Raw genomic sequence first — 19689 nt, forward strand, 5'->3', positions numbered from 1 at the left:
TGTTATGAAAATAGCAACCTATAACGTAAATGGTGTAAACGGGCGCTTGCCTGTATTACTGCGCTGGCTGGAAGAAACAACGCCTGATGTTGTTTGTCTGCAGGAACTGAAAGCGCCGCAGGAAAAATTCCCGGAGCAGGCTATCCTTGACGCCGGCTACAATGTTATATGGCATGGCCAAAAAAGCTGGAACGGCGTGGCCATACTGGCGCGCGGGATGGATATTACTGAAGTCCGCCGTGCTTTGCCCGGCGATCCTGACGATGAGCATAGCCGCTATATTGAGGCTGTTATAAATGGTGTTACCATAGGCTGCCTTTACCTGCCAAATGGCAACCCGGCACCCGGCCCTAAGTTTGACTATAAACTGCGCTGGTTTGAAAGGCTGAGGCTGCATGCGGCCGAATTACTTGCATCGGGTGTGCCTGTAGTATTGACAGGCGATTACAATGTTATGCCCACTGAGATTGACGCTTACAAAGCGGAACGTTGGGTTGACGATGCGCTGTTTCGCCCCGAAACACGGCTGGCTTTTAAAACGCTGGTGGACCAGGGCTGGACGGACGCCATCCGCACCTTATACCCTAACCAGGTTATCTATACTTTTTTCGATTACTTCCGCGATGCTTATGGCCGTAACGCAGGGTTGCGTATTGACCATTTTTTGTTGAGCCCTAATCTTGCCGGTCGACTTAAAGCCGGAGCCGTTGACCACAACGTACGCGGCTGGGAAAAATCAAGCGATCATTGCCCGGTTTGGATTGAGCTCGCAGATGAATGATATTTATTTAAATAGGGAAAATGAATATTTCGCTAAACAGGATAATACTTTTCGGCAAAGACGTAGAAGGACTTAAGGACTTTTACATGCAGCATTTTAATTTTAAGTTGCTTGAAGAAATTAGCGGCGAGTGGGTGGTGCTAAACGCCGGGGCAATAGAAATGGCATTTCATAAAATTGGCAGCGACTTTATAACAGAAAGCGATGAGCCGTTCAGGGTGGACAGCAACTCCAAATTAGTTTTTAATGTCGACAGCGATTTGACCGCATTTTGCGCCGGTTTAATGCAGCAGGGCGTGGTGTTAAGGGATATAAAATCTTTCCCTGGATTTAATTATTTGCTTTGCGATGGGGAAGATCCGGAGGGTAATGTATTTCAGCTTTCGCAAAAGCTAAACAACGTCTAACGGTTTTCGTAAATGGATGTCCTGCGCTTTAAATTGTGTGGGTGTAAGCCCGGTGACTTTTTTAAATTGAGCCGATAGATGTGCAACACTGCTGTAGCCTAACTTATAAGAAATCTCGTTAAGGTTCATTTCGTTATAGGCAAGCAGTTCCTTAACCCGTTCTATCTTTTGCTGGATTACATAGTGTTCAATCGTTACGCCTTCTGTTTCCGAAAATAACTTGCTTAACTGGGAGTATTCTTTGGCAAGTTCGTTTGAAAGTACTTTCGAAAAATTGAACTTCTCATCTTCCTTGTAATGAATGTGATCAATAATTATGGCTTTTATTTTCTCAATTTGCCGTCCGCGCTGATCATCCAGCAATTCAAATCCAGCACTTTTTAAACCTGTTTTAAATTGTTCGACTTCTTCTGCCGCGAGTGGGTTTTTCAATACGACTTCACCCAGGTGCACATAAACTACCTCAGCATTCATGTTTTCCAACAAAAGCGCGACTGCCTTAACACAGCGCATGCAAACCATATTTTTTATGAAGTACTTCAAAGTGATTATAATGAAGATGAATTTAAAAGCGGGTTTGGGGTATTATTAGCCCCCGGCTTACCAAACAAAGATAGCCACTTAAATTAAATGGCTATCTTGTTTTGAAAAATGGAATTATTACAGGCAATTTGAGCAGGTGCAATTGTCGCCACATGTGCAGTTTTGACAGGTACAATTTGGGTTGCTGCATTTTTGAGATTTGTTTTTGATTGTATTAATCAATTTGAATAATGTTTTCATGATTTTATTTTTTTAATTATTTAATGATACAAATGTAGCCTGGCGATGACCGGCGACCGTTACATTATTTGGGGAAAGATTTACATAATTAAGCGGCTATTTGAAAAAATAACAACCTTATATTTTAGAAGCTAAAACACATATTGTATTTTGGTTGATTACATCCCGTCGCGCCAAGAAATGATAACCCACGACAAGTATTTTAACAAAGCCCGCATTGCACCAACACCAAGTGGTTTTCTGCATGTTGGTAATATATTGTCATTTAGCATTACGGCAGCGGTGGCCCGGAAAACAGGGGCTAAAATTTTATTACGGATTGATGATATTGACCAGGCCCGGGCCAACAAACAATACATACAAGATATTTTTGATACGCTTAATTTTTTAGAGATACCCTGGGACGAGGGTCCTCGCAATGTTAAAGAATTTGAGGATAGTTACTCGCAGGTGCATCGCCTCGGTCTTTACAATGAAGCATTTGAAAGATTACGTGGTAACGGCGCTGTGTACGCTTGCACGTGTTCGCGCAGTCAACTGAACACTTCAGTGTGCAATTGCAAAAATAAGGTATTAACGGACGATATAATTAATGCCAGCTGGCGTTTGGATACAAGTGGCAACCTGCCACTATCGGTAAAAAGCTATAACGGGGAAACAGTAACGGCGGCTTCGCCCGCAGAAATGGAAAACTTTGTGATAAAACGCAAAGATGGCTTACCCGCCTACCAGCTCACATCGGTAATTGATGACCTTTTTTATGGCGTCGACCTGGTAGTACGTGGTGAAGACCTCTGGCCGTCCACGCTTGCGCAACACCAACTGTCGCTTGCATTAGGAGAGGAGATATTTGCTGAAATTGCTTTTTATCATCACCCGTTGCTAATGGAGGCGCCGGGCAAAAAACTATCGAAATCTGCAGGCTCGACATCAATAAATTACCTGCGCGCACAGGGCAAAAAACCGGCCGATATATTTGTGCTGATTGCCGGAATGTTGGGTATAAAAGAAACTGTGGTTAACTGGGAGCAACTTGCGGGACAAATTCTGTAGTATTAGCAGTAGGCACAAGGCCTATTCAAATATTTTCAAATACCTTTCCACCGAAAATTCCATACATTTTTTAGCATCATTTAAAATATAACGCCCAAATGCGCCATACATAGCATCAAACGGTTTATCAATTACTGATGCCTTTATTTGCAATATCTCCTTTTTGGGCAGTGGCACCAAATTGGGGTAGCTATACATAAACGAAACTGTTTTTTGGTCGGGGCTAACCTGTATGGTATCGCCAACCAGCAACATGCCTTTGTTTTGCGGGCTAAATAAAACACTTGCTCCGGGAAAATGTCCGCCGCAGCGAATCAGTTGTATGTCGTCCCATAAGTTGAGCGTGGCCTGGTCCCACAATTTAATATTGGCGTCGGCGCGTGCGAGCCATTTTTTGTCAAACGCGTTTATGTATATGGGTACATTGCCGAAAACCCGGCCCCATACCACAATTGCGGAGAAATAATGAGGGTGCGAAATTGCCATAGCCTGAACGCCGCCTAACGCACTGATAGCTTCAATAGTTTCGGTGTCAATCAGGCTGATACAATCCCATAAAATGTTACCGCCAGGGCTTATTAACAGGTGTGCGCGCTGACCAATTCCAAAAGTAGGCTCTGTATAAATGGCGTATAAATTAGGGGCAACCTGCTCAATTTTATTTTTATGCTCTTGTTGTAATTCGCTAAGTGTTGTCCAGCTTTGGCCGGCGGGATTTACATATTGGCGGTCGTCTTCGCAAATTTTGCAATGGGCTGGCGGTGTATTTGACGGAGCATATTGAACACCACAGGTGGTACAGATATAATGTGTTGAGTTCATGTTGGTTTATTATTTTACAAGTTTATAAAACGGATTTTAATCGCGTTAAACGATGATTAATTTGGACTAACCAATTACATAAAGCCGACAAAAAGATGGAAACACCTAATAGCAGAAGCGAGAAAATTGTATTGTACGATAAATTATTTGCCATGCATCCCGATGCCGTTAGAAAAGGAGACACCATGCCTTATACTTCGCTAAACGGCAATATGTACAGCTATTTTACAAAAGACGACTATTTAGCACTAAAGCTACCGGCACAAAAGCGCGGGGAATTCATACTGAAATACGATACAGGCCTCGTATTTCAGTATGGTATTGTACAAAAGGAGTACGTGCAAGTACCCAATTCTCTTTTGCAGAAAACTGAAGAATTGAAAACCTGGTTTTTTGACAGCTACGATTATGCAACAACATTAAAACCTAAACCAAGCACAAAGGTCAAAAAGAAAGAATAAGCGAACTGCTTTTGCATAGCTTATAAAAACCCTAACTTGACCGTCAATTATAAATCGGTTTTCCTGTTACAAAACATTCATGAAAAAAGGATTAATCTGCATGCTTATCGCCTTGTTATTTGCTTTCATGGCATCTGCACAAAAAAATACCGTTGGGCATAAACCAAACCCCGGCAACTCGATAGCGCCTGTAGGAATCATCAAAAATATCAGCGATTCAGCGCTGCTTGAAATTGTACAACGGCAAACTTTCAGGTACTTCTGGCATTTTGCCCACCCGGTTAGCGGGCTGGCCCGTGAGCGCGACAATACTGTAAAAGCCGAATACTACTGGGATTATATTAACGAAGCCGACGATGAGCCGAACCTGAGCAAACACACCTTCGGCCCCGAAGCCTGCGCCATTGGCGGTACGGGGATGGGCGTACTATCAACCGTGGTAGCCGTAAATCGTGGTTGGATTGGCAGAGATACCGCCTTAAGGCGATTGATAAAGATTGTTGACTTTTTAATAAAGGCCGATTGTTACCATGGTATTTACCCGCATTTTATGAATGGTGTAACCGGCAAGACGATCCCGTTTGGCAGGCTGGACGATGGCGCAGATATAGTTGAAACATCGTACCTGATGATGGGGCTGCTTACTGCTAAGGCCTACTTCAATGGCAACACGCTGCCCGAAAGATATTTCCAAAAACGGGTACAGCAAATGTGGGACGCTGCCGACTGGAACTGGCACAGCGCGGGTGGCAATAAAACTTTGTTTTGGCATTGGAGCCCCCGTAACGATTTTGACATGAATTTCCCGGTATTCGGGTATGATGAGGCACTGATTACCTATATTATTTCGGCATCATCGCCGGTACACCCTATATCGAAGGAACTTTATGAAAACAGCTGGGTAAAAAGCACACCCTGGAAAAATGGCAAATCGTATTTTGGCTACAAACTACCGCTGGGTGATTTTGATATGGGCGGGCCGCTGTTTTTTGAACAATACACCTACATGGGCATTGATCCTGCCGGACTAACTGACGATAACGGCATTGATTATGCCGAACAAACAAAAAATCATACCCTTATCAACAGAGCATATTGTATAGCCAACCCTAAACATTTTAAAGGCTACGGCGAAAACTGCTGGGGACTTACAGCCGGCGACAGCTGGAAGGGCTATGTAGCCCATTGTCCGCAAGACGACCGGGGCGTAATACAACCTACGGCCGCGCTATCATCGTTTCCATACACGCCAGAATACTCCATGAAAGCGCTTAAACATTTTTATTATGATTTGGGAGATAAGATATGGGGTCCATACGGTTTTGCCGATGGCTTTAGCGAAACCCATAACTGGTACGCCAAAACCCATTTGGCGATTGACCAGGGGCCGATTGTAGTCATGATTGAAAATTACCGCAGCGGTTTGATATGGAAGCTGTTTATGAGTAATCCGGATATACAAAAGGGGCTGAAACGGTTAGGATTTAAGAGTAAGTGGGTGAAGGAATAACCGCAACTTTCGAGGTTGTAATAAGTATTAAAAAACTCGCGTTATAAATTCTAACGGTAAAATAGACCGTTGGGAATTACCCATCCCCACGACGAGCAATTTCCTTTAAAAGGAGCGTAGTGCTTTTATCTGACAAAATTGGATTTTGAAAGCTATTATTACAGAATTTACACCGGTAGCCCGTCTCTTTAGTCAATATGCCTTTTATTAAATAATAAATGCTCATGCTTAAAAACAGGCAAATCAAAACCATGCTTAAACACACTCCTAAAAGCACAACCCTGTCAGGGTCTTCGTCTTTTAATCCGTAAATTATCAGGCAGAATAACACAACGATCAATAAACATCCGGCTGATTTAAAGAAATACCTGCGCCTGCTGCTGAATTTGATGTTAGCGCTTTTGCATTCCGGGCAATGTTTAATAATCATTAATAAGGCTTTGCCCGAAGTTACAGCATTTGCTTCGAAAATTTAATCGTTACCTCCCAATAACTATTATCCCCTTTGTAAATCTGTATCTTTTCTGTTACCTTTAGCAAGTAAGCTAATTTGTTGGCGTAACCCTCACGGCAGCAACCTTTTAATTTAAACTATTCAGGTACGCATGATAATCCTTGTAAAGTAATGCGTTTTAAACTCGCACTCATCTGCATGTTGATCAGTCAGTCTGGCTGGTCGCAGCGTACTATTCCCCGTTTCGAAACGCTTAGCAGTAATGATGGCCTGCCTCATAGCTCGGTTTACGGGATTCGCCAGGATAAGAAAGGCTTTATGTGGTTTGGCACGCCCGATGGCCTTTGCCGCTACGATGGCAGTTCACTGCACACTTTTAGGTACCAGGCAAAAAGCGATACCGATGCAGTGAATAATTTTATCCGCGGCAGTTTTTTTGAAGACAAACAAGGCAACATTTGGTACAGTAACGAGAGCGGCATTTTTAAGTGGAATGTATTTACCGAGAATGTTGACAGGGTGAAGGCCTTCGGCAAGAACGATTTTGGCAATAGTAATTTCATTTGCCAGTTTATGGATGAGCACGACAATCTTATCATATTAAATATAATTAAAGGTGTTTTTGAATTCGACACCCATACCTATAAACTAAAACTGTACCCGCTTCCTTATAAAATAGACTTTTCGCAGGTGTCATTTGCTCAAAACAGTGCCGATGATGAAGGGAATGTTTGGGTGCGGCTGGTTGGCAAAAACGACCCTTATATTTTTTTTAACCGTAAAACACATCGCTATGCCTATCGGCTTCAAAAATATCCGCCACAAAGTGTGTTCTTTGAGAAAAACCGCCACATCTTAGCTTTTGATGACCGCATAATTTTTCGTGATTTAAAAACCGGGCGCGATACAACCATTTTTAAAACGATAGATGGAAAGCCTGCGCCTTTTTATTCAGTTCAAAATACCAGGGACAAGTACGGTCGGGAATGGTTTACATCAAGGGGCAACGGCCTGTTTTATTATAATGAAAAAACCGGGCAGTTTTATAACTACCACCACGATAACTCGAAGCTGAAATCGTTGCCATTTGATATATCAACATGTTTGTATATTGATAGGGGCGATAACCTGTGGATAGGAATTGACGGTGGCGGGGTTTCGCGGCTTGATTTAAAGGAGCCCAAGTTTAATTTGTTCCCGTTGTCTGAAGGTGATTACCCCATATTGAAGGACTATTTTACCAAATGCTTTTTTGAGGACGATGCAGGCAATATTTGGTTTGGCACGCACAACAGCGGTCTTAACATTTATAACCAGCTTACAGGTGCCCTAAAAAACTTTCAGCATAAAGACGGAGATGATACCACTTTGCCCGGTAATATTGTAAGCAGTTTTTTAAAGGATAAAGATGGCAACATGTGGGTGGGCAGCAGCGGAGGCATCAGCTTGTTCGATATGAAAAAGCAAACTTTTAGAACCATACCTATTATACATCAGCCTAAAATATTCCCAAAGCTTAATGTTTTTATTTTTAAACTGATACAACTGCATGACGGAGATATTTTGGCAGCTACACTTTTAGGTTTAGTAAGATTACACAAGGATGGGCAAGGCAATTTCACGGCAAGGTATCTTGACAAGTACCCGTATTTGCAGAGCAATATTATAGATGTGGTTGAAATGCCTGATAAAAGTATTTACGCGGCCATATCAAGTATTGGGCTGTTTCACGCAAAACCCGATGGCGAAATGTATAGGCCTTTTGAAACGCTGCTACCCGGGATTGACTTGCGGAGTGTCAGGCATGATGAAAAAGATGCCGGCTGGCTTTGGATCGGTAGCGGGATGGGCTTAATACATTTCAACACTGCCACCAACAAATACCAGATTTGGGGCGAAAAAAGCAAGCTGCCAAACACTTATGTATACGGCTCGCTGGAAGATGAAAATCATAATCTTTGGATTAGCACCAACAAGGGGTTGAGTTTTTTCAATCGGACTGATAATACCTTTGAAAACTATTCATTTCTGGATGGCCTGCAAAGTAATGAGTTTAACACACAGTCATTTTACAAAAGCAAAACGGGCACTTTTTATTTTGGCGGGATAAAAGGCTTTAACTGGTTTAAGCCTGTAAATAGCTTAAAAAACTTATTGAAGCCTGGCGCCGCGATAACGCGTATCGAAATTAATGGCGAGGCATTCCTGAAAACCAGCCCCCATTTTAAAAACCAGGAAATTACCGTGCCCTATAGTAAAAACGATTTTAACATACAGTTTGCGGCCCTTGATTATACACGGCCAGAGGCTAATAAGGTTCAATATATTTTGCAGAACTGGGACAGTAAACCGGTAATTACCTACGGTAAATCGGTACGGTACTCACATTTGCTGCCCGGTAATTATGTTTTTAAATTAAAGGCAGCCAATACCTATGGTGTTTGGAGTGATGAGGAAAAGGTATTTATACATATAACGGCGCCTTATTGGCAGCGCGCCTGGTTTTATGTTGCCGGAGTGGTGCTGGTGCTGGGTATCATCGTGTATATTACCTATATGTTGTCGCAGGTGAAAATAAAGCGGCGGCTGGTTGAGCTCGAAAAAATACAAGCGATAGATGCGGAACGCAACCGGATAAGCCGCGATATGCACGATGAAATAGGCAGCGGGCTAACGCACATTGCCCTGTTAAGTGAATTGATACAAACACACCAGGAGGCCGAGCTATCTATCAAAACGGATGTAAACAGCATATCAGCAGCGGCCAGGCGCTTGCTGGAGAGCATAAATGAAATTATTTGGGCGCTTAACCCGCAAAACGATACGCTGGAGAGCCTGCTTGCCTACACCCGCGAACAAATGCAGCAGCACTTTCAACCATTTGCGCTTAAGCTGCAAATTGACTTTCCTGATGAGGTGCCGTACATAAAACTTACCAATGAGCAACGCCGCAACCTGTACCTGGTTACCAAGGAAGCATTAAATAATGTGATGAAGCACGCAAATGCAACCAGCGCAGAACTAGGCTGCAGGGTTAACGGTGGCAAAATTGAATTCACTGTAAAAGACAACGGCGGAGGTCTGCCTGAAAAGGCAGCAAAGGTAACTTGCAACGGCTTGAAAAATATGCTAAAAAGGATGGAAGATATTGGCGGTGATGTAAAATGGCTAAGTGATAAACAGGGAGTTACGGTAATTTACACGTTTACTGCCGGGTAAAGCCTACTACTTTTTTCACATTTATAAACCGGTAATAAAAGGTTATTTTCACAACTTATGACGCCTATTGTAATTATAGAAGACGACGAAAAAATCCGCAACTACCTGTCGGCCTTGCTGGCAGGGTCGGGCGAGTTCAATTTGCGCGCGTCTTTTGTAAGTGCCGAGGAAGCTATAAACTATTTTGAATGCGGTCTGGGCGATGATATAGAATTGGTGCTTACCGACATTCAGCTTCCCGGAAAATCGGGCATAGAGCTTATTGCCTGGCTAAAACCTTACCGCCCCGACGTGCAATTGATGGTACTAAGCGTTTATGATGATGCCGACCGTGTGTTTAAAGCGTTGCAGGCCGGTGCCACCGGCTATGTACTTAAAAATATGCCGGCCACTAAGCTTATCGAATCGTTAATTGAGCTGCGCAAGGGCGGTAGCCCTATGAGCAGCCAGATTGCACGCAAGGTGGTAATGGCCTTTCAGCAGCAAACGCCTTATGTTGATGCCAAGGATGTTTTAAGCAGCCGCGAGAACGAGGTGCTGCTTTGGTTAAGCAAAGGATTCAGCTACCAGGAAATAGCCGACAAGCTTTTTATATCGATAGATACCGTGCGCACCCATATCCGCAACACCTACGAAAAACTACACGTGCGCAATAAGAAGGAAGCATTGCGGAAAACGGGGTATAGATAGTGTGCTAAGAACCAAGAACCAAGAGTCAAGAGCCAAGAAACACGCGAGATATTATTTGAGTATCAGCGAGTACAATCGTTAGCCGCCACTTATTTTTATCTTGACTCTTGGTTCTTGTCTCTTGACTCTCTTCCCCAATTACTACTTATCTCATATTTTTTATACAGCAGGGGCAGGATAGCTTTACTCCCAAACCCTAATGTATATGAAAAGAGTATTACTACTATCGGCTGTACTGCTGCTGGCCGCCGGCACGCACGCCCAGGAAACCATCCAGGACCTTTCGAAAAAAGCCGCCAAAGGCTTTTTGTACAAAGCAGCAAACGCCGACGGGACCTACACCATCACCTACAAAATTCCCGGCGACAAAAAAGCAAACGAAATATTTTACGAAAACTACACTTTTGATAATAGTATCAAATTTTTAAAGAACGAGGAAATATCAGAGCCTAAACAAACCCAGGAGGACAAACCCGACAGAACAGTTAGCGGTTTTTATGCCAGTGTTGGCGGCTGCAGTTCGTTCGAGATTTTGAGCATGAAGCTGAAGTTTAGCAAGTACACCGAACTACAGGCATGGGATTACAAAAAACAACGATATGTAACCAAAAAAACCATATCGACCGAGACCATCAAACCCAAAAACGAGAACGGCAAATATTACGGATACGCCGCATTTACCAACAGCGACCAAACCCTGTTTGTGCTGGCCGGCGTGGATAGCAAGGTTAACAAACACGGCACCGATTTTTTAATAATGGGGATTAATTCCGATTTGGAAATTACCTCTAAGCCGGTTGATGTCAGTGGATCGCAGTCGCTGGTATACTCAGCACAACTGAATGATGGTGATATCGTATTGGTGTTTGCTCCTAGAAAGGGGGAGCCTGATTTGTCTGCTTATACTTATTTACGGTATTCACCCGGCGGCGAGGTGAAAAATAAGGTAGCGTTTAAGAGTCCATCGAACAACATGCTGATTGTTGATATGGCCGAGAAGGATGGGTCAGTATTTTTCTGCGCCACATCTACCAAATCAAAAGAAGCATATGATGCAGTGTTCGAAGAGTACACAGCATCAATATCAAACCCTTGCTACACCGATGCCCGCAATAAAACCGATGGTAACTGGGAGAGAAAAGCTAATGAAAAGATGGAAAGCTTTCACCTGCTGAAATTTACTGACGGCAATCTTGATTTTGCATCAACCGCCCCGGTCAGCGAGTTTAAATCGAAATTCCGGACATCTCCCACAGATAAGGGGGCTGACCCATACAAGGGCAAAAAATTCAATGTACAGCAATTTTTAATTACACCTAACGGCGAGTTTTTAATAGCAGGGCAGCTTAATGGCAAAACCAGCCTTGGCATGGGTAATCCCGTAAAAACTTATGAGGATATTGTGTGCTTCCATTTCGATAAAGCCGGGCAGCTAAAAGCCCAATACGGTGTCGAAAAAATGAATACTGATAAGAAAAGCGAGATATTCCCGGTATCGCAATCATTCATTCCCTCAAAAGATGGCTCATCACTTTATTGGGTTGTACTCGAGGTTAAAGGCTTTAAAGGCTATGCCGATTTTCTTGATGCCCTTAATGGCCGCTCGACCTTTTACCCACGCTTTTTTCCGCGAATTGCAAAACTTGATGTTCAAAATGCGAATGTTGGCAGCTTTACCGTGCTGGGCAAGGAGAAGTTTTATATGACTAAAAACTTTGAGCCTATATCGAACAAGCAGGAGAACAGCCTGGTATTTGTTGGCAGCGATGAAGACTACAAAAAGCTGTGGGTTAACAAATATGTTTTTCAGTAGGCGGTAAAAAATAATATAAATCTTAACCCTCAAAAATCTATAAAAATGAAAAATGTGCATTACTACTTTGTTGCCCTGGCGCTGATTGTCGCGGGAACGTTCAGCTGCTCCAAAAGTAAGGACAGTAACAAAAAACCGGCCTATACCTGTACTACCTGCAAAGCCACGCCCGATGCCGTTGCCGCGAATGATGCCAGTAACAAAGGCATTTATAAAGGAATAATAATAGGCTCAAGCGGTACCATTAAGTTCGACCTGGCAAATAGCGGCACAACCTTAACCGCCACGTTGGCGATAGACGGGGTTACAGCCACGCTAACAGCATCCGTAACCACGCAAAACGGTGATACTTATGTGTCGGCATTTACCGGGACATGGAGCGGTCAGCCGGTAAGTATTACCTTTTCGGTAGGGGCGGGCGGGCAAAATCCAACCGTTACCGCGTTTAATATTCCCGGCCATGCCAGCGCGACGTTTACACTTGCAAAAGAAACGTCAAACGCGCTGATTGAGTGTTTTGAAGGAACGTACAGCACCACAAAGCCGGAAACAGGGACATTTAATTTGCTGTTATCGCGCAGCTTGAAACTGTTTGGTGGAGCGTCGCGCAAAACAGGCTCGTCAGAAAGCAACTCTTTTCACGGTTCAATAAATGCGAACAGTGAACTGGTTGATGCTGACGGCGGCAAAGTACTAGCCAAGCTTACCGGCGACGTACTGGCCGCAACTTTTGTTGACGGAAACGGCTCAACGGTTACGGTTACCGGCAAACGAACTTTTTAATCAACTTTGCATGTAGGTTCATTAGGGAGGACTACACGTGCAATAGCTTCGGACTAACATCCGGGGCTTTTTTGTTTTTAAATCCGAAAGTAACCGCGTGCTTTAAATAAACTGCTGCCTCCCGTAACAAAATAGCCCTTCAGTCGTTATATAAGGGCAACACTCCATAGCATACTCTTCGCAGAATTCAAAGAATATCCATTATCCTCTGTCTTTTCCCGATCAATAGGCCGTGTCTTCATCAAAATGATGATGAAAAGGTGCGTCATTTATATTTAGCTGTTTAGCATGATTATCCTTGTCTTTTTTATCGCGCACTGGTTCTTGTCGTTGTTTTTTCAAACCTTTTTCCAGCATCGTTATGCTTCACACCGCATGTTTACTACAAGCAAGGGCTGGGAGCGGGTATTTTATTTAATGGCCTATTTTTTTGAGGGGGCCTCGTTTTTAAACCCCCGGGCTTATGCCACCATGCATCGTGAGCACCATGCTTATAGCGATACCGCGAAAGACCCGCATTCGCCGCATTTTTTTACCGATATTTTTCAAATGATGAAAGCCACCATACTAACTTTTGGTGATCATTTAAAAAGAACAAAAGATATTGAAGCCAGGTTTGCCGGGAATTACCCGGAATGGCCATTTATAGACAGGATTGGTTCATCATTGCTTTCGAGGCTGCTTTTTAGCGTGGCTTACACTTGCTTTTATATTGCGTTTGCTACACACTGGTGGATGTTCCTTTTGCTGCCAATTCATTTTATGATGGGCCCTATCCATGGCGTTATCGTCAACTGGTGCGGACATAAATATGGCTACACAAATTTTGATAATAAAGATAAATCAAAAAATACCACGCCGTTTGATTTCCTGATGCTTGGCGAATTGTTCCAGAACAATCACCACAAACACCCCAACAGCGCCAATTTTGGCAAACGATGGTTTGAAATTGACCCGGTTTACCCGGTTATGAAACTGATGCACTGGATGCGGATAATCAAGCTACGCAAAGCTTATTAATTTAGTACCACAACTGCTTACCGGCCTTTTTACAAGCCGGCCGGTATTAACTCAATTAAATAACATGAAAAACCCAACCATAGAAAAAGAAACCAGGATGTATTTGTTCGATTTAACAAATACGGCGCTGGAAAATGGCTTCAAAGCCGATGATAACTGGGAACTGGTACTTGGTACCGAGGCCCAAAAAACAAAAATTCAAAGAGATTATTATCCTGCGGTTACTGCAAAGATTTTTGCCGAAATAGCCTTGCCGGTATACTATACCATCAAATCGAGGCTGCACCAGCCATTAAATACAATTGAACAAAACCTCGACGTAAAAACTGTTGTAAAAGATCACCTTAACTACGTAATTGCGTATAACCCGAAGCGGGAACGCAGGTAGTTGCGGGGGATTTAGCAAACATGCAACCAGCTTCAGAACTGTCAATCCCTATTTCAAAACCGCTGCGACGGTTGGCGATGGTTCACTTTCGTTCTTCAGCCTGTCCAACGCCGTTACTACGTACAAATATGTTTTGCCACGTTTCACATCGTTATCAATAAAATAAGTATTGCTGTTATATTGAATATGAAGGATATGCCTGGGGTCGTTTAAATTCACCTTTTCATTGCCGTCGAATTTGTAAACCACATAACCATACACCGGTTCTTTGTCCTGTGCAAGTTCAGGTGTGGTCCATTTTAGTTCAACACCCCGTGGTGTTTGCGTTGCATTGAAGTTTACCGGAGGTTTTGGTGCTACAGAATCCAGCCAAAGCATAACCGGTGGCAGCGCCGGGTATTTATAATAATTTTGTCTTAACGAATCGGCAATACCAAGCGGGTTGTTTATCAATGATTTTGAACTAAAATAAACGCTGCCCTGCACCCTGGGGTTTTTGCGCAGGTATCGTATTTGATCAGGCATTTGGCCCGGGTTTTTGAACTTGTTTACTTTCCGCTCATTTATTCGGTACGCCGCCATCCCGATGTATAAGTGCCTGCCGTAGGTGTTATTGCTCCACCAGTCGAGCAGCGTGTTAAACGCTGCGTTACGGTCGTCCATCGGCCAGTATAGCTGGGGATTAATATAGTCGACCCAGCCCTCTTTAACCCATTTGCGCGAGTCGGCGAACAATTCGTAATATGATGAACCACCATGTGTTGCCGAACCATCGGGATTTTGACGGGCGTTCGCCCAAATACCAAAGGGGCTAATGCCAAATTTTACGCGCGGTTTATGGGACTGGATGCTGTCGCTTAGCATTTCAATCAGCGTATCTACATTGTGCCGTCTCCAATCCTTTATGTCCTGGTAACCAGCGCCATAAGTGGCAAATGCCTGCGCGTCGTCAATGTGTTGGCCATCAATCTGGTATGGGTAAAAATAATCATCCAGGTGTACGCCATCTATGTCGTAGTTATCTACCACATCTAAAAATACCTTAACAATATAGTCGCGTACCTCTGGTATCCCGGGGTTAAACAGCTTAATGCCGCCGTAAGTAAAAAACCATTCCGGTTTTATCCGTGTGATGTGCGAAGGGGCGAGTAGCGAAAATTTGCCATCGTTTGTAGCCCGGTAGGGGTTAAACCAGGCGTGTAACTCCATCCCACGTTTATGGGCTTCATTTATAGCAAATTCAAGTGGGTCGTAAGCAGGGTCGGGGGCTTTACCTTGTTTGCCGGTTAGCCATTTAGACCAGGGTTCGCGGCTTTTTGCGTAAAAAGCATCGGCTGCGGGCCGTATCTGGAACATTATTTCATTTATGCCCTGGCGCTGGTGGGCATTCAGCCTGTCAATCATCTCCTGCTTCTGTTCGCTAACGGGCAGGCCCGGTTTGCTTGGCCAGTCAATGTTTTCAACGGTGGCTATCCAAACGCCCCTAAACTCGCGTTTTGGCGGGGTAGTGTCGTTATCCGCGTTTTTTGCGTTTACTATAGAATCGACATTTTGTACCGGCTGGGCGCGTGCCTTTAAACAAACAGTGAATATTAACAAAAAGAAAATCAATAGCCGGTAGATGCGCATCAAACAAATTATTAAAAGCTGCAAAGATATAAACTCAATGCCAAGCCGTTTTAGTATATTTATAATAATTGCCCGTATTTTGTGTTTTAATCATATTGTATTTACTTTTAACAAGCCGTAAAACACGTGTTGTAACATTTAGGGCAAAATTTGCGTTATATTTTTCACACATTTACAAAATTTTAATGGGATAGAATCAATAATTATACCGGGAATTAATGCTGAAGCGCCAAAACAAATAAGTTGTAACATTTATTATTATAAAACCGGCTTACTTTAATTATTATTGAACACTTAAAAAATCTAACTGCTATGGAAAACCAAACAAGCCAGCAACCAAAGAAAAATTCAAATGTCATTTACTTCCTGATAGTGGTTGTATTGGCTTTGCTTGCTACGGATGTGTACTTGTACATGCAAAAAAACAAATCGGACACTAAAATAGTTTACCAAAACGACGAAAAAAGCAGGCTGCAAACCGAGCTCGACAGCCTCGAGGCCCAAATTGAGCAGGTAAATGCAGGTAAAACCCGCATGTCGTCAACGCTGATGGCCAAAAATGATTCGCTAAAGTCCAAGATAAAGGTGTTAAGGGCCGAACTGGCAAAAGGCAAAATGACTGTTGCCGAACTAGCTAAAGCACAGGAAGACGTAAAACAACTAAGGTATTTTGTAACCAGCTATACAGCCCAAATTGAAGAGCTTAAAAAACAAAATGCAACACTGGCTGTAGAAAGGGATACGCTAAAAACCAATTTAGCTACTGCTGCAAAAAAAGACAGTGACCTTACCAAACAAAACAAGGATTTAGGCACAAAAGTTAAAGTAGCATCGGCCCTTAAAGTGGCCACTGTGGATGTTGTTGCCTACAAAATAAGGGGCAGCGGCAAAGAGGTCGACACCAAACGATCGAGCGTTGCCAAGAAAATTAAAATAAACTTTACTATAGCCAGCAACGCCGTGGCTGAGAAAAACATGCACGACGTTTATGTGCGCGTAATTGACCCGACCGGCAACCTGATAACCGGCGCCGATGCGGGCACTTTTAATGCCGATGGCCAGGACTTGCAATACACCTATAAAACATCAATTGAGTTTAAAGATGATGGCAGCGGATTTACCATTGACTGGGTAAGCCCGGTTGCTTTCCAAAAAGGCTCATACACCGTGTTAATGTATGCTGATGGATATACCATGGGTAAGACAAGCTTTGATTTGAAGTAAGTCCGAAAGACCGAAAAGTCAGTAAAGCCCGAAAGATAAAAGAAAAAAGCGCCGTTGCTGATTTAGCAAAGGCGCTTTTTTGTGTATATATATTTTGACCGTCGCAGAGACGCGATGCTTCGCGCCTCAAACCATGCAGGTCACAAACCCTTCTGATGGATTGTCCTGCGGGAGACGCGATGCATCGCGTCTACAAATCACTTCCCATACAACGTTTTCCACGCCCCTTCATACACATCCTTCGCTGTCCATTGCGGCTGTATGGGGTCATCAGCAATGTATTTGGCGGCAAGGATGTAGGAGCCGATGAATTTCATCATATAGTTCATGTCCATGTTGCCGGCTTCGTCGCTTAGCTGGTGGTAGCGGTTGGTAATGGTCGCATCGAATGTTTTCATGCCGAGGCTAAATGTTGGGGCTGGTATGCCTTTGCCGGCAAGCGGGTAATTATCGCTGCCCGAAAAAAGCTGGCCACCGGTTGGGTCGCCGCCAACATGCAGCCCGTAAGCCTGGCAAGCTTTAACAATAAGCGGATCGGCGCTGGTGCGGCCAATGCCAACCAGCGATATTAAGGTTGTATCGTTATAACTGGCGTTATCGATATTTAAATTATAAATCGTTTGTTTTAAAGGCGTAACCGGGTGTGCCGCGTAGTAGATGCTACCCAGCAGGCCCTCTTCTTCAGCGGTGTAGGCAATAAACAAAACGGAACGTTTAGCCGGATGTTTACCGAAATATCTTGCCGCCGCTATTATTGCCGTGGTGCCCGAGGCATTATCCCTTGCGCCGTTATAAATACTGTCCAATTTGCCTTCTTCCATCCTGGGCACTGCGGCTACACCTAAATGGTCATAATGCGAGGACAACAGCAGGTATTGTTTGCTAAGCTGCGCATCGGTACCAGGGATATAAGCCATTACATTTTTCAGAGCGATGTCTTTTACCCCGGTGCCCGAAATATTGATGCTGGCTTTGGCGCCGGCAGTTTTTACGCCATCCTCCAGCTTTGCTGCATTAATAATAAGTGTTGGCAATTGATTTTCATCTGCCGGGCCGGCTGGTTTACTGCCGCCGAGATAACCTGATACTTCGCCCCAAAATGTTGCGTCGGTATTCCAGCGTTCAATTAATGCAGCCGCGCCTTTTTCGGTAAGTGTTTTCTGCAGTGCCGCCATTCCGCGGAAATATTGCGAGCCGTTGCTTTGATTAACCTTTCCCATATCAACCAGTACCATTTTGCCTTTTACATCGGCAGCGGGCAGGCCGGCTGCTATATCTTTATCAGCATAAATAAGAGGTGCGTCAAGCTTAATATCTTTTGCTTCAGGCTGCAATGCGTCGATGGTCGTTTTAAAAGTCATCGAACCAATAGATACTGTACCGGTTGCAGAGGGCGTAACAAACCTCAGGCTGAACAGTTGAAAATAACCGGTAGCACCGTCTACCGGCTTTGCGCCGGCCGCTTTAAATTGGTCGGCAATATATTGGGCGGCGGTGTTTATCTCGGGGCGCTCAATGTTGCGGCCTTTCAATTCGTCGGACGCTAAATAACGTAAGGGCGCTAAAGCAACATCAGGCGGGTTGGTTGCCGCAATGTTTTTCATATCGTTTTGCTGTGCAAAGGCAAAGCCGCCGAGCAGCACGAAAGCTAAGGTGAGTTTAAGTTTCATGGGTTTAAAGATAGGGAATAGGATGAATGGTTTTTAGTAGAAACGCAATACTTTGCGTCTCTATAAAAAATCGAGAAATATAAATGCGGGTTACCTGTCAGCGGGAGACGCAAGTATTGTGTCTCTACGAGAAAACCTCCACACCATCATCACACAACGCCCATACCATATAAGGGTGCGTATCCGCGTGGTAAATCTCACCGGTGGCAGATATGCCGATGATGCCGGCAAAGCCATCGTAAGGCTTGAGTTCATTGAGGGTTTTTTCGGTTGCAAGGGCTAATGGCATGGCATCGGTAACGCGGGTTACTATATTTGATGCGACTGCACCGCTGACAATATCCTCGCCTACGCCAGTACACGATATTGCTGCAAAAGCATTGGCATAATTACCAGCCGTAGTTGCTGAATCGCTCACGCGGCCGGGTATTTCAAAGCCCTTGCCCCCGGTTGAGGTGGCGGCCGCCAGGTTGCCGTAAACATCGAGCGCCACACAGCCCACAGTGCCAAGGCGGATGGAATCGCTTAGTTTCTTTTCATATTCTTTACGGCGCTGCGGTGTTTCGGGGTTGTAATATTTAAAGCCGTTTTCGCGGGCGAAATTAAGGGCGCCCCTGCCGCTCAATACGCGGTCGTCATAAGGTAAAAGTTTCTCGGCAATGCAGATAGGGTTTTTTACATCTTCGATATTTATCACTCCCGAAAAACGCATGGTTTTGCCATCCATCAGCGAGGCGCTTAAGCGTATCTTACCATCACTTTGTATTTGTGAGCCCGTACCAGCGTTAAACAGTTCGCAGTTCTCCAGCAGGCAGGTTGTATAAACCACGGTTTCGACGGCGGTATGGCTTTGCAGGTATTTATGGCCCAGCTTCACTATTTCGGCAAGCGCATCCTGCTTGGCTTTTTTTACTTCCTGGTTAGTTTGCGATTCGCTAAAAAAACCACCGTGGATTATTATTTTCATGGTAAACATGTATTA

The 19689-nt window shown here is 44.0% G+C and carries 18 protein-coding genes; 12 read left to right on the forward strand and 6 right to left on the reverse strand.

What is annotated here, in order from left to right; all coding sequences use genetic code 11:
- Positions 1 to 4 precede the first annotated feature (4 nt).
- Positions 5 to 781, forward strand: coding sequence for an exodeoxyribonuclease III (gene xth, locus NAF19_RS15925; protein ID WP_252791064.1), 777 nt, complete (start codon positions 5 to 7; stop codon positions 779 to 781).
- Between the two features lie 20 nt (positions 782 to 801).
- Positions 802 to 1188 carry a VOC family protein gene (locus NAF19_RS15930; RefSeq protein WP_252791065.1) on the forward strand — a complete coding sequence of 129 codons (387 nt, stop codon included), beginning with the start codon at positions 802 to 804 and terminating at the stop codon, positions 1186 to 1188.
- Here the strand turns inward: NAF19_RS15930 and NAF19_RS15935 are convergent.
- Positions 1174 to 1731 (reverse strand): AraC family transcriptional regulator, encoded by a 558-nt coding sequence (locus tag NAF19_RS15935; protein WP_256484318.1) that lies wholly within the window; start codon positions 1729 to 1731, stop codon positions 1174 to 1176. The two genes, NAF19_RS15930 and NAF19_RS15935, sit on opposite strands and share 15 nt — an antisense overlap.
- A gap of 390 nt (positions 1732 to 2121) precedes the next feature.
- Here NAF19_RS15935 and NAF19_RS15940 point away from each other — a divergent pair, with 390 nt between their 5' ends.
- Positions 2122 to 3024 carry a glutamate--tRNA ligase family protein gene (locus NAF19_RS15940; RefSeq protein WP_252791066.1) on the forward strand — a complete coding sequence of 301 codons (903 nt, stop codon included), beginning with the start codon at positions 2122 to 2124 and terminating at the stop codon, positions 3022 to 3024.
- A gap of 21 nt (positions 3025 to 3045) precedes the next feature.
- On the opposite strand, the gene NAF19_RS15945 is transcribed toward NAF19_RS15940, so the two are convergent.
- On the reverse strand, positions 3046 to 3846 hold the full coding sequence (locus NAF19_RS15945; protein WP_252791067.1) for an MBL fold metallo-hydrolase: 801 nt from the start codon (positions 3844 to 3846) through the stop codon (positions 3046 to 3048).
- A 95-nt stretch (positions 3847 to 3941) separates the two neighbouring features.
- Here NAF19_RS15945 and NAF19_RS15950 point away from each other — a divergent pair, with 95 nt between their 5' ends.
- Together NAF19_RS15950 and NAF19_RS15955 are read left to right on the forward strand one after the other, a co-directional pair.
- Complete coding sequence (locus NAF19_RS15950; protein WP_252791068.1) at positions 3942 to 4307, forward strand: hypothetical protein; 366 nt, start codon at positions 3942 to 3944, stop codon at positions 4305 to 4307.
- A gap of 79 nt (positions 4308 to 4386) precedes the next feature.
- Positions 4387 to 5817: a glucoamylase family protein gene (locus NAF19_RS15955; protein ID WP_252791069.1), complete on the forward strand. Its 1431-nt coding sequence runs from the start codon at positions 4387 to 4389 to the stop codon at positions 5815 to 5817.
- Positions 5818 to 5893: 76 nt separating this feature from the next.
- Here the strand turns inward: NAF19_RS15955 and NAF19_RS15960 are convergent, their stop codons facing one another.
- Entirely contained in the window at positions 5894 to 6247 is a 354-nt protein-coding gene (locus NAF19_RS15960) for a hypothetical protein (protein ID WP_252791070.1), read from the reverse strand.
- Positions 6248 to 6442: 195 nt separating this feature from the next.
- Between NAF19_RS15960 and NAF19_RS15965 the strand changes: the two genes are divergently transcribed.
- The 6 genes from NAF19_RS15965 to NAF19_RS15990 all read left to right on the forward strand — a co-directional run bounded on the left by NAF19_RS15965 (position 6443) and on the right by NAF19_RS15990 (position 14184).
- On the forward strand, positions 6443 to 9490 hold the full coding sequence (locus NAF19_RS15965; RefSeq protein WP_252791071.1) for a ligand-binding sensor domain-containing protein: 3048 nt from the start codon (positions 6443 to 6445) through the stop codon (positions 9488 to 9490).
- A 57-nt stretch (positions 9491 to 9547) separates the two neighbouring features.
- The gene (locus tag NAF19_RS15970) at positions 9548 to 10180 is read left to right on the forward strand and encodes a response regulator transcription factor (protein ID WP_252791072.1); all 633 of its coding nucleotides are present in this window, start codon (positions 9548 to 9550) and stop codon (positions 10178 to 10180) included.
- A gap of 205 nt (positions 10181 to 10385) precedes the next feature.
- Positions 10386 to 11993: a hypothetical protein gene (locus NAF19_RS15975; RefSeq protein WP_252791073.1), complete on the forward strand. Its 1608-nt coding sequence runs from the start codon at positions 10386 to 10388 to the stop codon at positions 11991 to 11993.
- Positions 11994 to 12038: 45 nt separating this feature from the next.
- Positions 12039 to 12776: a hypothetical protein gene (locus NAF19_RS15980; RefSeq protein ID WP_252791074.1), complete on the forward strand. Its 738-nt coding sequence runs from the start codon at positions 12039 to 12041 to the stop codon at positions 12774 to 12776.
- Between the two features lie 288 nt (positions 12777 to 13064).
- Positions 13065 to 13796: an acyl-CoA desaturase gene (locus NAF19_RS15985; protein ID WP_252791075.1), complete on the forward strand. Its 732-nt coding sequence runs from the start codon at positions 13065 to 13067 to the stop codon at positions 13794 to 13796.
- Between the two features lie 64 nt (positions 13797 to 13860).
- On the forward strand, positions 13861 to 14184 hold the full coding sequence (locus tag NAF19_RS15990) for a hypothetical protein (protein ID WP_252791076.1): 324 nt from the start codon (positions 13861 to 13863) through the stop codon (positions 14182 to 14184).
- A 48-nt stretch (positions 14185 to 14232) separates the two neighbouring features.
- On the opposite strand, the gene NAF19_RS15995 is transcribed toward NAF19_RS15990, so the two are convergent.
- On the reverse strand, positions 14233 to 15813 hold the full coding sequence (locus NAF19_RS15995; protein ID WP_252791077.1) for a glycoside hydrolase family 10-like protein: 1581 nt from the start codon (positions 15811 to 15813) through the stop codon (positions 14233 to 14235).
- 312 nt (positions 15814 to 16125) lie between these two features.
- Here NAF19_RS15995 and NAF19_RS16000 point away from each other — a divergent pair, with 312 nt between their 5' ends.
- The gene (locus NAF19_RS16000) at positions 16126 to 17037 is read left to right on the forward strand and encodes a DUF8428 domain-containing protein (RefSeq protein WP_252791078.1); all 912 of its coding nucleotides are present in this window, start codon (positions 16126 to 16128) and stop codon (positions 17035 to 17037) included.
- Positions 17038 to 17234: 197 nt separating this feature from the next.
- Here NAF19_RS16000 and NAF19_RS16005 read toward each other — a convergent pair whose 3' ends face one another.
- Positions 17235 to 18707: a M28 family peptidase gene (locus NAF19_RS16005; RefSeq protein WP_252791079.1), complete on the reverse strand. Its 1473-nt coding sequence runs from the start codon at positions 18705 to 18707 to the stop codon at positions 17235 to 17237.
- A gap of 124 nt (positions 18708 to 18831) precedes the next feature.
- The gene (locus NAF19_RS16010) at positions 18832 to 19674 is read right to left on the reverse strand and encodes an isoaspartyl peptidase/L-asparaginase (RefSeq protein WP_252791080.1); all 843 of its coding nucleotides are present in this window, start codon (positions 19672 to 19674) and stop codon (positions 18832 to 18834) included.
- Positions 19675 to 19689: the final 15 nt, after the last annotated feature.

Source organism: Mucilaginibacter flavidus, assembly GCF_024055575.1.
GTDB lineage: Bacteria > Bacteroidota > Bacteroidia > Sphingobacteriales > Sphingobacteriaceae > Mucilaginibacter > Mucilaginibacter flavidus.